Raw genomic sequence first — 12,191 nt, 5'->3', positions numbered from 1 at the left:
TCCGGCCAGCATGACACGTAATACAAACCCCGCTTCGCCAACCAAGCCTCACAGCCCATCCCGCGCCTGGCGTGCGATTGCTGCGATGCTGTTCAGCATACTGCTGGCGCCGACCGCCGCTTTCGCTGATGCCACCGCACCTGCCGCTCCAGCCGCTGCCGAGCAGAACGCCGCCACTCCGGCTGCTCCAGCCGCCGCGCCAACCGCCGACCAGGCCCCGGCTGCAGCACCTGCCGACGAAACCGGCGTAGTGCTGGAAGAAGACAACACCCTGGGCATGGCACACGACCTGTCCCCGTGGGGCATGTACCAGAACGCCGACCGGGTGGTGAAAGCCGTGATGATCGGCCTGGCCATCGCCTCCATCATTACCTGGACCATCTGGATCGCCAAAGGCTTCGAGCTGCTGGGCGCCAAGCGTCGCCTGCGCACTGAAATCGTCCACTTGAAAAAAGCCACCACCCTCAAGGAAGCGAGTGAAACCGCGACCAAGAAGGGCACCCTGGCCAATACCCTGGTGCACGACGCGCTGGAAGAAATGCGCCTGTCGGCCAACACCCGCGAAAAAGAAGGCATCAAGGAGCGTGTCAGCTTCCGCCTTGAGCGCCTGGTTGCCGCCTGCGGCCGTAACATGAGCAGCGGCACCGGCGTGCTGGCCACCATCGGTTCCACTGCGCCCTTCGTCGGCCTGTTCGGTACCGTGTGGGGCATCATGAACAGCTTCATCGGCATCGCCAAGACCCAGACCACCAACCTCGCCGTGGTCGCCCCCGGCATCGCCGAAGCCCTGCTGGCGACCGCCCTGGGCCTGGTTGCCGCGATTCCTGCGGTGGTGATCTACAACGTCTTCGCCCGTTCGATTGCCGGCTACAAGGCCCAGGTGTCGGATGCCTCGGCAGAAGTCCTGCTGCTGGTCAGCCGCGACCTCGATCACCTGCCTACCGAGCGCAGCTCGCAACCGCACATGGTGAAAGTGGGGTAATCGGCCATGGGCCTGCATTTGAATCAAGGCGACGACGAGCTCGTCGAGAACCACGAAATCAACGTCACACCGTTTATCGATGTGATGCTGGTGCTGCTGATCATCTTCATGGTGGCCGCACCGTTGGCCACCGTGGATATCAAGGTCGACCTTCCCGCCTCCAGCGCCAAGCCGGCGCCACGGCCGGAGAAGCCGATTTTCCTCAGCGTGAAAGCGGACCAACGTCTGTTCCTGGGTGAAGAAGAAGTCAAGGCTGAAACCCTGGGGCCGGTGCTCGACGCCAAGACCCAGGGCAAGAAAGACACGACGATCTTCTTCCAGGCCGACAAGGGCGTGGACTACGGCGACCTGATGAGCGTGATGGATGCCCTACGGGCAGCCGGCTACCTCAAGGTAGGCCTGGTCGGACTTGAGACGGCAGCCAAGAAATGATCACGACGCGCCACAAACTGACGCGTTATGGCACCAGCCTCGCAGTCGTGCTGGGCGTGCATGCCGTCGCGATCATCATCGCGCTCCAATGGTCCGCGCCCCAGGCGATCCAGTTGCCGCCGGCCGCGATGGTCATCGACCTGGCACCCTTGCCGGCGCCACCGCCGCCTCCGGCACCGCCCAAGGTCGTTGCGCCACCGCCACCACCGGTCGAGGAACTGCCTCTGCCGAAACTGGCCGAGGCGCCCAAGCCAACGATCCAGGTGCCCAAGCCGGTCAAGCCCAAGCCCAAGCCTCAACCGCCCAAGCCGGTGGAGAAGAAGCCCGAGCCGCCCAAGGAAAAACCTTCCGAGGAGCCACCGAGCGAAACCCCGCCGAGCAACGCGCCTGCGCAAAAATCAGCGCAGCCCGCCCCCGGCCCATCTGCACAACAGATGGCCGCCCAGGCATCCTGGCAAAGTACCCTGCTGGCACACCTGCAGAAGTACAAGAAGTACCCGCCGGGCGCGCAGCAGCGTGGCAAGGAAGGCATGAACCGCCTGCGCTTCGTGGTTGATGGCGAAGGCAATGTGCTGTCCTATGAGTTGGAAGGCCGCTCCGGCAACGCCGACCTGGACCGCGCGACGCTGGACATGATCCGCAAGGCTCAACCCTTGCCCAAACCGCCAGCCGACCTGTTGAAAAACGGCAGTGTGGAACTCGTCGCACCGTTTGTTTACAACATCGACAAGCGGCGCCGCTAGCCGGGCAATGTGGGAGGGGCCCGTTCCCTCCCACATTCGCTTGCTCGCTTCAGCAAAATTCCCGCCACTCCACGCTCAATCCCCAGCAAAGTTCTGATAACGTGCGTCTATCGATTGCAGCCGGTATGCTTGGCCCGCAACTTCATGGACGCCCGCTATGACTCTTACAGAATTACGCTACATCGTGACCCTCGCCCAGGAACAGCATTTCGGCCACGCGGCCGAGCGCTGCCACGTCAGCCAGCCGACGCTGTCGGTGGGCGTGAAAAAGCTTGAAGACGAACTCGGTGTACTGATTTTCGAGCGCAGCAAAAGCGCCGTGCGCCTCACCCCCGTGGGCGAAGGCATCGTTGCCCAGGCCCAGAAAGTGCTGGAGCAGGCGCAAAGCATTCGCGAACTGGCCCAGGCCGGCAAGAACCAGCTGACCGCACCGCTCAAGGTCGGCGCCATTTACACCGTCGGCCCCTACCTGTTCCCGCACCTGATCCCGCAACTGCACCGCGTTGCGCCGCAGATGCCGCTGTATATCGAAGAAAACTTCACCCACGTCCTGCGCGACAAACTGCGCAACGGCGAGCTGGACGCGATCATCATCGCCCTGCCGTTCAATGAGGCGGATGTGCTGACGCTGCCGCTCTACGATGAGCCGTTCTATGTCCTGATGCCGGCCTCCCACCCGTGGACCAAAAAGGACAGCATCGACGCCGGTCTGCTCAACGACAAGAGCCTGCTGCTGCTCGGTGAAGGCCACTGCTTCCGCGACCAGGTCCTGGAAGCCTGCCCGACCCTGACCAAGGGCAACGACGGCGCCAAGCACACCACGGTGGAATCCAGTTCCCTGGAAACCATTCGCCATATGGTCGCTTCCGGCCTGGGCATTTCGATCCTGCCGTTGTCGGCGGTCGACAGCCATCACTACGCCCCCGGCGTGATCGAAGTACGCCCACTCACGCCACCGGTGCCCTTCCGCACCGTGGCCATCGCCTGGCGCGCCAGCTTCCCGCGCCCCAAGGCGATTGAGATCCTCGCCGACTCGATCCGCCTGTGCTCGGTGGCCAAACCGCCTGCTGCGAGCTAAGTAACGGTATGACAGAGCTGTCGCAGGTGCCGGTGACGGCACTCAAGGGTGTCGGTGAAGCCATGGCCGAGAAACTGGCCAAGGTCGGCCTGGAAAACCTTCAGGACGTGCTGTTCCACTTGCCGCTGCGCTACCAGGATCGCACCCGGGTCGTGCCCATCGGCCATTTGCGCCCCGGCCAGGACGCAGTGATCGAAGGCACCGTCAGCGGCGCCGACGTGGTCATGGGCAAGCGCCGCAGCCTGGTGGTGCGCCTGCAGGACGGTACCGGCGGCCTGAGCCTGCGCTTTTATCACTTCAGCAATGCGCAGAAAGAAGGCCTCAAGCGCGGCACCCGCGTGCGCTGCTACGGCGAAGCGCGTCCGGGGGCCTCGGGCCTGGAGATCTACCACCCGGAGTACCGCGCCATAACCGGCGACGAACCGCCGCCGGTGGACACCACTCTCACGCCTATCTACCCGCTGACCGAAGGCCTCACCCAGCAACGCCTGCGTCAGTTGTGCATGCAGACCCTGACGATGCTCGGCCCGCAAAGCCTGCCCGACTGGCTGCCGCTGGAACTGGCGCGCGACTATCAACTGGCACCGCTGGCCGATGCGATTCGCTACCTGCACCACCCGCCGGCCGACGCCGATGTCGACGAACTCGCCCTCGGCCATCACTGGGCGCAGCATCGCCTGGCCTTCGAAGAATTGCTGACCCATCAACTGTCCCAGCAGCGCCTGCGCGAAAGCATGCGCTCGCTGCGCGCTCCGGCGATGCCCAAGGCCACGCGCCTGCCCGCGCAATACCTGGCCAACCTGGGCTTTGCCCCGACCGGCGCCCAGCAACGCGTCGGCAACGAGATTGCCTACGACCTCAGCCAGCAGGAACCCATGCTGCGCCTGATCCAGGGCGATGTAGGCGCGGGCAAGACCGTGGTCGCCGCCCTCGCCGCCTTGCAGGCCCTGGAAGCCGGTTATCAGGTCGCGCTGATGGCACCGACGGAAATTCTCGCTGAACAGCACTTCATCACCTTCAAACGCTGGCTCGAGCCGCTGGGACTGGAAGTCGCGTGGCTGGCCGGCAAGCTCAAGGGCAAGAACCGCGCAGCCTCCCTCGAGCAAATCGCCGCTGGCGCGCCCATGGTGGTGGGCACCCATGCACTGTTCCAGGACGAAGTGCAGTTCAAGAACCTGGCGCTGGTGATCATCGACGAACAGCACCGCTTCGGCGTGCAACAGCGCCTGGCCCTGCGCCAGAAAGGCGTGGGCGGGCGCATGAACCCGCACCAATTGATCATGACCGCCACGCCGATCCCACGCACACTGGCCATGAGCGCCTACGCCGACCTCGACACCTCGATCCTCGACGAACTGCCGCCCGGCCGCACGCCGGTCAACACCGTGCTGGTCACCGACACGCGGCGCGTCGAAGTGATCGAGCGGGTGCGCGGCGCCTGCGCCGAAGGCCGCCAGGCGTACTGGGTGTGTACGCTGATCGAAGAGTCCGAAGAGCTGACCTGCCAGGCCGCCGAAACCACCTATGAAGACCTCACCAGCGCCCTGGGCGAACTCAAGGTGGGGTTGATCCATGGCCGGATGAAACCGGCCGAAAAAGCTGCGGTGATGGCCGAGTTCAAGGCCGGCAACCTGCAATTGCTGGTGGCCACCACTGTGATCGAAGTGGGTGTGGACGTGCCAAACGCCAGCCTGATGATCATTGAAAACCCCGAGCGCCTGGGCCTGGCGCAACTGCACCAGCTGCGCGGCCGCGTCGGTCGAGGCAGTGCCGCCAGCCATTGCGTGCTGCTGTATCACCCGCCGCTGTCGCAGATCGGCCGCCAACGGCTGGGCATCATGCGCGAAACCAACGACGGTTTTGTCATTGCCGAAAAAGACCTCGAGTTGCGCGGTCCTGGTGAAATGCTCGGCACCCGCCAGACCGGCCTGTTGCAATTCAAGGTCGCCGACCTGATGCGCGACGCCGACCTGCTGCCCGCCGTGCGCGACGCAGCGCAAGCCCTGCTGGAGCGCTGGCCGGAGCATGTCAGCCCGTTGCTCAACCGCTGGCTGCGACACGGGCAGCAATACGGCCAGGTCTGACGCGCCTCCCCCTGTAGGAGCGAGCTTGCTCGCGAAAACCACCCTGACGACGCGGTCATCCAGAATGCCAGCGTTATCGTTAACGATTTTCGCGAGCAAGCTCGCTCCTACAAGGGCCGCGCACCCGATCACAAACCGAAGTTAGTCAACCAACAGGTGTAACAAGCTGGTTATACTTCGGTGACTGTACGAAATTGGATCAGGCCATGTCAGAAGTCGCCCTCGCTACAGCCCCACTGACCGCCCCGCCGGTCATTCGGGCGCTGCTCGCAAAGCTCGCCATTCCCTACACGGAAGTCATCGAACAGCCTGGCCTGAACCCTGCGCGAAAGGTCCAAGCGGTACTGCTCGAAGATGCTGTGGGCGAACTCATGGTGCTGTTCCCCCAGAGCCAGTTGCTCGACCTCAACCGCCTTACCGAACTCACCGGGCGCCGGCTTACCGCCGTGGCACCGGAGCGCGTTGAGCGCATATTGGGCAAACATGAACTGAACCTGCTGCCTGGCCTGCCGCCACTCACCAGTTCGCCTTGCCTGTATGAAGGCAGCCTGCTCAACGAGCCGAGCCTGTTGGTGCATTCGGGCGAAGCCGGGTTGCTGCTGGAAATCGCCAGCGAGCACTTCAAGACCATGCTGACCAAAGCCAGCGCCGCGCAGTTCGGCGAGCCGCTGAGCAAGATTCGCCCCAACCTCGACCGCCCCAATGATGACCGCGAGGAAATCACCCAGGCGATGCAGGCCTTCACCGCCCGCCGTATTCAGCAACGCCTGGAAGCGACCATCGAGATCCCGCCGCTGGCCGATACCGCGCAGAAGATCATCAAACTGCGCGTCGACCCCAACGCCACCATCGATGACATCACCGGCGTAGTTGAAACCGACCCGGCCCTGGCCGCCCAGGTGGTGAGCTGGGCAGCGTCACCCTACTACGCTTCGCCGGGCAAGATCCGCTCGGTGGAAGACGCCATCGTGCGGGTGCTGGGCTTCGATCTGGTGATCAACCTGGCGCTGGGCCTGGCCCTGGGTAAAACCCTGAGCCTGCCCAAGGACCGTCCGCACCAGTCCACGCCGTACTGGCACCAGTCGATCTACACCGCCGCCGTGATTGAAGGCCTGACCCGTGCCATGCCCCGCGCCCAGCGCCCCGAAGCCGGCCTGACCTACCTCGCCGGCCTGCTGCATAACTTCGGCTACCTGCTGCTGGCCCACGTATTCCCGCCACACTTCTCGCTGATCTGCCGCCACCTGGAGGTCAACCCGCATGTGTGCCACAGCTATGTCGAGCAACACCTGCTCGGTATCAGCCGCGAACAGATCGGTGCGTGGTTGATGCGCTACTGGGACATGCCGGACGAGCTGTCCACCGCCCTGCGCTTCCAGCACGACCCCACCTATGACGGGCAGTACGCTGAATACCCGAACCTGGTATGCCTGGCCGTGCGCCTGTTGCGTAGCCGGGGGATTGGGTCCGGGCCGGATGAGGCGATTCCGGATGCGCTGCTTGAGCGCCTGGGCTTGAGCCGTGAGAAGGCTGAGGAAGTGGTGGGCAAGGTGCTGGATGCCGAGGTGCTGCTCCGCGAACTGGCCTCCCAGTTCAGTCAGGGCTGAATCGGTAGCCTGTAAAACTGCTATCGGGGGCAAGCCCCCTCCCACATTTGATCGCGTTCCGGCCTTGGAATATGGCCGTTTGTGGGAGGGGGCTTGCCCCCGATGAATCCAACTCGGCCTCCCTGAAAGCCTACTTCTTTTTCTTCAGCTGGGCTGGCGCAAAGCCAAACAACTGTCCGTTCGGCCAGGTATTGGGAAAAACAGAAACGTCTTACAAGGCGTTGAGGTTGCCCCTAGGACACTCAATCCCTAGTCTCCGTACACCGCTGCACACGCAGCGGTCGGGCGTCGCGGCCCGTATTTCTTCAGACGCCAAAGCGTCATCGTGTCCTTTCAGTTGACGCTTTTTTGTCGTCTACTGTGCGGCGCTATGGCGGCTGTGCGCGGGATACCTTCGGGTATGCCGATGTTCTGGAGAGTCGGTCCGCGAACCTGCGTACAGCTGCCACCCCCATCGCGTCGCGGCGATCAATGGCAGCTCCTTTAATATCTCCGGAGTTTCACCATGATCAAACCCACCCCAAATCCCCCCATGCGGCTATTTACCGTGGCCGATGGAATCAGCACTGAAGATCTGTTGGTCAACCTCAGCGAAACACTCGCCTCGGCCAATGCGCTGAGTTGCGACCTGGCCTTTGACCTTGAAGGACCGAAACGAGAGGAACTGCTGGGCGTTACGCAGTTAATCGAACTGGCACAGTTGCTGGCTGATCGAGTAGTCACGGTCTCGGGGCAAGCTGAACTGGCCTAATTGATCGAGTTCTGAGAGCGGACGCGGAGCGTCCAAAGCGGCGTTCCCACGCAGAGCGTGGGAACGATCAGGCCTACTTCTTTTTCTTCGGCTTCAAATACTTGGTCAACCCCTGGAACCAGATCACCAGCGCCGGGTTGCCCTTGATCTGGATCGACTTGTCCTGAATCCCTGTCATGAACGCCAGTTGCTTGTTCTTCGCCTGCATCGTGGCGAAGCCGTAGGCGGCATCCTTGAACGCAATCGCGAACGCCGGCGTCGGGTGTACGCCCGAGTGGCTGGTGATGCGCTGGTCTTTGACGATGAAGTGACGGGCAACCTTGCCGTCGAGGGTCTGCAACTGGAAGGCCAGGTCTTTGTCACCCAGCTGCTGCTGAAAGGCGGGATTGGTGCGGCTGGCTTTGCCCATCATCAGGCCCAGCACCCACAGGAGAAGACGAAATTTCATGCACACGGCCTCGGTGTAATTATTGAGTGGCCGCAGCAGTGTAACGATTTGCAAAGAGAACGCCACCGATCTCGCGCTTTAGCGGGAGATCGGTTGGCGTTTAACGCTTATAGCAACATGTTGCTTAAACGTTAGGGCAAGGCACCGGCGCCCAGTCGGCCAGGTTTGGATCGCGGCAGCTGCCTTCGAGCTGAGCCTTGCCGGCGCTGGCGACCTGCTTGCTTTCAGCTTGCTTGGCCTGCACGGTCTGGATGCTCTTCTCGGTCGTCACCGCTTCTTTTGGCACCACTGGCAGCACTTTCTTTTTCGGCGGCTTGACGACTTTCTTGCCTTTGGCCGGCGGCGCGACCGGTGTGGTGTCGGCAGTGGCGACGGTGACCACGTCGTTACGCTGCACACCCACTTGCTGCAGGTCTTTCTCGTAGGCCTGGGTGTAGTTGTTCAGGTCTTCGCTGGCTTTGCCGTTGACCGCAACGATCAGGTCGTTGGATTCCTTCAAGCCTGCCACGATTTCCGCCAGGCGCTTGCGGCCTTCGGTGTCGTTGACGGCCTTGGCCTTGCGGTCTGCCACCAGCTTGGTGAATGCGCTCTGGTAGCACTGCTGCGAAGCCTTGGCATAGGCAGTGCTGCGGTCGATGTCGGAGGCGCTTTTGTTGAAGTCGGTGGAGTAGGAAGCGATGCGCTGGTTGTCATCGGCGATCTGCTTCTGACGCTCGGTGTAGTAGCCCGCCGCGCCGCCCGCCAGGGCACCGCCCGCTGCGCCGATAGCCGCGTTACGGCCGCGCTTTTCCTTGTCGCCGGTCAGGGCGCCGAGCAATGCACCGCCTGCCGCGCCGATCGCGGCACCGGTCACGACCGACTTGGTCATGTTCGAGTCGGTGGCGCGCAGGTGCTGCACCGGCTCGTAGCAGTTCGGGTAGTACTCGACCTTGGTGCTCGACGCGACCTTGGACGCAGGCGACGTAGCGCAACCGGTCAGCACGGTGCTGAAACCGGCCGCGATCAGCAGCAGGTGACGCTTGGAAACCGACTTACGGGAAAAAAGCATAGGTGTGATCTCTATTAAGTTTGACTTGCCCAGCACGGCCCACCGCCGTCTGAGTCCCTTCCAAGCTCGCCGGACAGCCAACGATCAAGACCGCTGACCGCTTGCTGCGAGCAATTCCTTCAAGATCGTTGCCGGGTCGGCCCGCTGTTGCTTGCGGTAGTTGCCGACATGGCGAACGAACAGTGTTGCGCGCGTCACCAGGCTCTTGCCGAGCACCGGCTTGCGATCCAACTCTTCCTTGATCCGTTGAAACTGGGCCTGGATCACCGCATCGGTGTAGCGCGTGCCGGTGGCCAGGTTGTCGATATAAATCGCCACTGCGCCATCCAGCGCGCTGCGCCCATTGGTAATGGCCATGTCAAATAACTGCGCGCTGGCCGTGTCCTTGTTATCCACAGCCTGCTGGCGGCTTTTCTGCAGGTTGGCCAGGCGGATGTTGTAGTTGCTGATGGTCTCGGCCACCAAGGCAGCGGACTGGATCAGGTTGCCCGCCGCCTCTTCGCGCTGCTGGGCGATCAGCGACACGTTGCGCTTGAGTTCTTCGTTGACCAGCCCGAGTTCGGCTTGCAGCTTGGGATCGACGCTGGCGGCGATGATGCTGTCCAGGCGCTTGGTCGGGTCCTGGGCGTCGTCGATGGCGTCGGTCAGCGAGGCGAGGCGACCTTCTTTCTGCCACTGGGCGAACAGTTCCTTGTAGCGCGAACGCGGCGCCGACAGCGCGCCAATCGCCACGCGAAACCCGGTGGTCTCGTTGCTTTGCTCGGTGCCGTCGGCGGCAAACAGCGGGTATTCGCGGCGCATGCCGGTGAACAACGTGCCTTCGCCCTCCAGGTAATTGCCGCCCTTGACCACGAAGCCGCCATAGGTGCCCTGGCGGCGCCCGGCGTGCACCAGCTGGAAGGATTCCTGGACCATTTCCGCAGCGTTGCCGATCACGTCGAACATACCGATCGGGTTGGGCAATTTAGTGCCGATGGGCATCAACCGCGCGGCCTGCCCGGTGCCACCGGCGACCTGGTTGAACACGGCGTAATCGCCCAGTGGCCCGTCGCTTTCGCTGCCCTCGACGCGGCGTGGAAACAGGCGCCCTTCCAAATCCTGGCGACTCACCGCCTGGCCACCGCGTGCGGCGTACTCCCACTCCACTTCGGTGGGCAGGCGCACAAAGCCCAGGCCGCCATCGTCGGCCGAGGCGCCACGGCCGCTCACCGGCAGCAACTCGCGGTGGTATTTCATCAGCCAGGCGCTGTACACCGCCGAGAAACGCTCGGCCTCGAAACGCGATAATTTCACTTTGGGCAGACGCCCGGCCATGCCCTCAGGCGCATCGCAGGCCGGAGCCGGCTCGCCGCTGGCCAGGGACTGCGCCTGGGACATTACCTGGGCGTACTGGCGGGCCGTCACTTCGTACTTGCCGATGAAGTAGAGCATCGGCTTGAGCGGGGTTTTGGCGTCGGTCTTCGGCATCAGCGGCGCGATGACCTTGTTCCAGTCTTTCGGCAGATCCTTGAGGGTGAACTGGCCGTTGATGAAGTCGCGCCGGTAACCGGAGATAAACGACTGCTGGTAGCCCGCCTCGCCTTCGGCAAAGGGATAGCCGAGGCTGACCTCGCGGTCGTCCAGGGTGCCCTGGGCCAACACATAGGCGTAGCGGAACACCATCTGGCCTTCGCACGGCAGCGGCAGGCTCACGTCGTCCGGCAACGGCTTGGGGTTGTCGAGCTTGTCGCTTGCCTCATCGGCCCAGGCCAGCGAGGCCAGGCTCAGCGCCACACAGGCGCCCAGTAACTTAAACATCTCTGATTCCTTCAGAAGCCTGGATACGCGCCACTCGCCAACCCCCACACGCCGCCGCCACGGCGCTGACGCCGAGCGCGGCAGCCAGGGCCAGGCCGTAGTGACGCGCCAACAGATGACTGGCGTATTCGCCCGGCACCTGCACGAATAATCGGTTCAAACCCGCCTCGGCCAGGCCATACAACCCGGCACTGAGCACCGCGGCAACACTCGCGCTGTACAGCGCCTGCAGCACCACGAACAGCAACAACGCGGCGGTGGAAAACCCCAGCAGGCGCAACACTGACAACTCCCGACGCTTGCGCGCCACCGCCGCCAACGCGCCGGCGAAGGTCGCCGCAAACGCACCGGCCAAGGCCAACCCGCAGATGATCCAGAAGACCACCGACAGGTTACGACTCAACGACTGCACCTGGGCGATGGTCTGCGCCTGGGTCGACACCAGCAGATTCTGCCCGGCGAAATACAGGCGCAGCGGTTCCACGTCGGTGAGTCCGCGCGCATACAAGCGAAACGCCGGGTACACACGCTGCTCGCCCACCGCCACGGTGTCACCCGCCCACCCCAGCGCCGGCACGGCGCGGCCATCGCGATAATCTTCCACCGCCTCCAGCAACACCAGGTCCGCAAACAGCCCGTCACGGGCAAAGGCCTCCAACGGCAATACCGCGCGCACCTGCACCCGCGTCCGCTGGGCCTCGACGCGCCCCGCCAGCTGCCGCGCAAAGCGCGTCTCCAGCCAGTCGCCGGGCCGCGCCGCGAGCTTCTCGGCGGCGGTATGACTGAGCACGATCTGGTCCAGGCCCTCAGGGATCGGCAAGCCGGCCAGCAGCGGGTCACCCGGCGCGGTCGGCAGCATTTCCAAAACCAGGGCACCCACTTGCGCGGTCGCCGCAATCTGCCGCGTACGCGGTATGGCAAACGCCACATCGCTACGCCGGCCAAGCTGCTCGACGAAAGCGCTGCTGAATCGACCGCCGCCCAACGGAATAATTTCACGGGTCGCGGGGTCGGTCTCCAGGCGTTGGGTCAAACTGCCAACCAGTCCAAATTTCAGGCCAAATAACACCAGCAACGGCGCGATGACTGCCACCAGCGCCAGCACCGAGCAGGCCGACAGCCACGCATCGTCGCGGTAGTCCTGCCAGGCAAGGGACGCCACCAGGCCGATGCGCATCAGCAGGCCTCCCCGAGCGTGGCGGTGACACCGCCGTCGGCATC

General features: G+C 63.5%; 11 protein-coding genes. 7 read left to right on the top strand and 4 right to left on the bottom strand.

Annotated features, from left to right (window positions below; genetic code table 11):
- Positions 1-10: 10 nt before the first annotated feature.
- The 7 genes from exbB (at position 11) to BFP90_RS23245 (ending at position 7,677) form a co-directional block, all read left to right on the top strand.
- On the top strand, positions 11-982 hold the full coding sequence (gene exbB / locus BFP90_RS23275; RefSeq protein ID WP_065893977.1) for a tonB-system energizer ExbB: 972 nt from the start codon (positions 11-13) through the stop codon (positions 980-982).
- 6 nt (positions 983-988) lie between these two features.
- The gene (exbD, locus tag BFP90_RS23270; protein ID WP_003195519.1) at positions 989-1,414 is read left to right on the top strand and encodes a TonB system transport protein ExbD; all 426 of its coding nucleotides are present in this window, start codon (positions 989-991) and stop codon (positions 1,412-1,414) included.
- Positions 1,411-2,157 (top strand): energy transducer TonB family protein, encoded by a 747-nt coding sequence (locus tag BFP90_RS23265; RefSeq protein ID WP_065886937.1) that lies wholly within the window; start codon positions 1,411-1,413, stop codon positions 2,155-2,157. Before exbD ends, BFP90_RS23265 begins: the two co-directional genes overlap by 4 nt.
- 157 nt (positions 2,158-2,314) lie before the next feature.
- Entirely contained in the window at positions 2,315-3,235 is a 921-nt protein-coding gene (locus BFP90_RS23260; protein WP_057723306.1) for a hydrogen peroxide-inducible genes activator, read from the top strand.
- Positions 3,236-3,243: 8 nt separating this feature from the next.
- A complete protein-coding gene (gene recG, locus BFP90_RS23255; protein ID WP_065886936.1) occupies positions 3,244-5,319 on the top strand; it encodes an ATP-dependent DNA helicase RecG in 2,076 nt (691 codons plus the stop codon).
- Positions 5,320-5,525: 206 nt separating this feature from the next.
- Positions 5,526-6,926, top strand: a complete 1,401-nt coding sequence (locus BFP90_RS23250) for an aminoacyl-tRNA deacylase and HDOD domain-containing protein (RefSeq protein ID WP_065898082.1) — start codon at positions 5,526-5,528, stop codon at positions 6,924-6,926.
- 505 nt (positions 6,927-7,431) lie between these two features.
- Entirely contained in the window at positions 7,432-7,677 is a 246-nt protein-coding gene (locus tag BFP90_RS23245) for a DUF6124 family protein (RefSeq protein ID WP_065898081.1), read from the top strand.
- A 73-nt stretch (positions 7,678-7,750) separates the two neighbouring features.
- Here BFP90_RS23245 and BFP90_RS23240 read toward each other — a convergent pair whose 3' ends face one another.
- The 4 genes from BFP90_RS23240 to BFP90_RS23225 form a co-directional block, all read right to left on the bottom strand.
- The gene (locus tag BFP90_RS23240) at positions 7,751-8,125 is read right to left on the bottom strand and encodes a hypothetical protein (RefSeq protein ID WP_057723695.1); all 375 of its coding nucleotides are present in this window, start codon (positions 8,123-8,125) and stop codon (positions 7,751-7,753) included.
- A gap of 124 nt (positions 8,126-8,249) precedes the next feature.
- Positions 8,250-9,173 carry a type VI secretion system-associated lipoprotein TagQ gene (gene tagQ, locus BFP90_RS23235; RefSeq protein WP_065898080.1) on the bottom strand — a complete coding sequence of 308 codons (924 nt, stop codon included), beginning with the start codon at positions 9,171-9,173 and terminating at the stop codon, positions 8,250-8,252.
- Between the two features lie 84 nt (positions 9,174-9,257).
- On the bottom strand, positions 9,258-10,970 hold the full coding sequence (locus tag BFP90_RS23230) for a formylglycine-generating enzyme family protein (protein ID WP_065898079.1): 1,713 nt from the start codon (positions 10,968-10,970) through the stop codon (positions 9,258-9,260).
- A complete protein-coding gene (locus BFP90_RS23225; RefSeq protein WP_065898078.1) occupies positions 10,963-12,147 on the bottom strand; it encodes an ABC transporter permease in 1,185 nt (394 codons plus the stop codon). Before BFP90_RS23225 ends, BFP90_RS23230 begins: the two co-directional genes overlap by 8 nt.
- Positions 12,148-12,191 lie beyond the last annotated feature (44 nt).

Source organism: Pseudomonas sp. 24 E 13, assembly GCF_900004715.1.
GTDB classification, from domain to species: domain Bacteria; phylum Pseudomonadota; class Gammaproteobacteria; order Pseudomonadales; family Pseudomonadaceae; genus Aquipseudomonas; species Aquipseudomonas orientalis_A.
This window is presented reverse-complemented; position numbering and strand designations above follow the sequence as displayed.

Excerpts from the sequence above, each read along its gene's own strand:
- exbB (WP_065893977.1), top strand. The coding sequence starts at position 11 with ATGACACGTAATACAAACCCCGCTTCGCCAACCAAGCCTCACAGCCCA.
- exbD (WP_003195519.1), top strand. The coding sequence starts at position 989 with ATGGGCCTGCATTTGAATCAAGGCGACGACGAGCTCGTCGAGAACCAC.
- BFP90_RS23265 (WP_065886937.1), top strand. The coding sequence starts at position 1,411 with ATGATCACGACGCGCCACAAACTGACGCGTTATGGCACCAGCCTCGCA.
- BFP90_RS23260 (WP_057723306.1), top strand. The coding sequence starts at position 2,315 with ATGACTCTTACAGAATTACGCTACATCGTGACCCTCGCCCAGGAACAG.
- recG (WP_065886936.1), top strand. The coding sequence starts at position 3,244 with ATGACAGAGCTGTCGCAGGTGCCGGTGACGGCACTCAAGGGTGTCGGT.
- BFP90_RS23250 (WP_065898082.1), top strand. The coding sequence starts at position 5,526 with ATGTCAGAAGTCGCCCTCGCTACAGCCCCACTGACCGCCCCGCCGGTC.
- BFP90_RS23245 (WP_065898081.1), top strand. The coding sequence starts at position 7,432 with ATGATCAAACCCACCCCAAATCCCCCCATGCGGCTATTTACCGTGGCC.
- BFP90_RS23240 (WP_057723695.1), bottom strand. The coding sequence starts at position 8,125 with ATGAAATTTCGTCTTCTCCTGTGGGTGCTGGGCCTGATGATGGGCAAA.
- tagQ (WP_065898080.1), bottom strand. The coding sequence starts at position 9,173 with ATGCTTTTTTCCCGTAAGTCGGTTTCCAAGCGTCACCTGCTGCTGATC.
- BFP90_RS23230 (WP_065898079.1), bottom strand. The coding sequence starts at position 10,970 with ATGTTTAAGTTACTGGGCGCCTGTGTGGCGCTGAGCCTGGCCTCGCTG.
- BFP90_RS23225 (WP_065898078.1), bottom strand. The coding sequence starts at position 12,147 with ATGCGCATCGGCCTGGTGGCGTCCCTTGCCTGGCAGGACTACCGCGAC.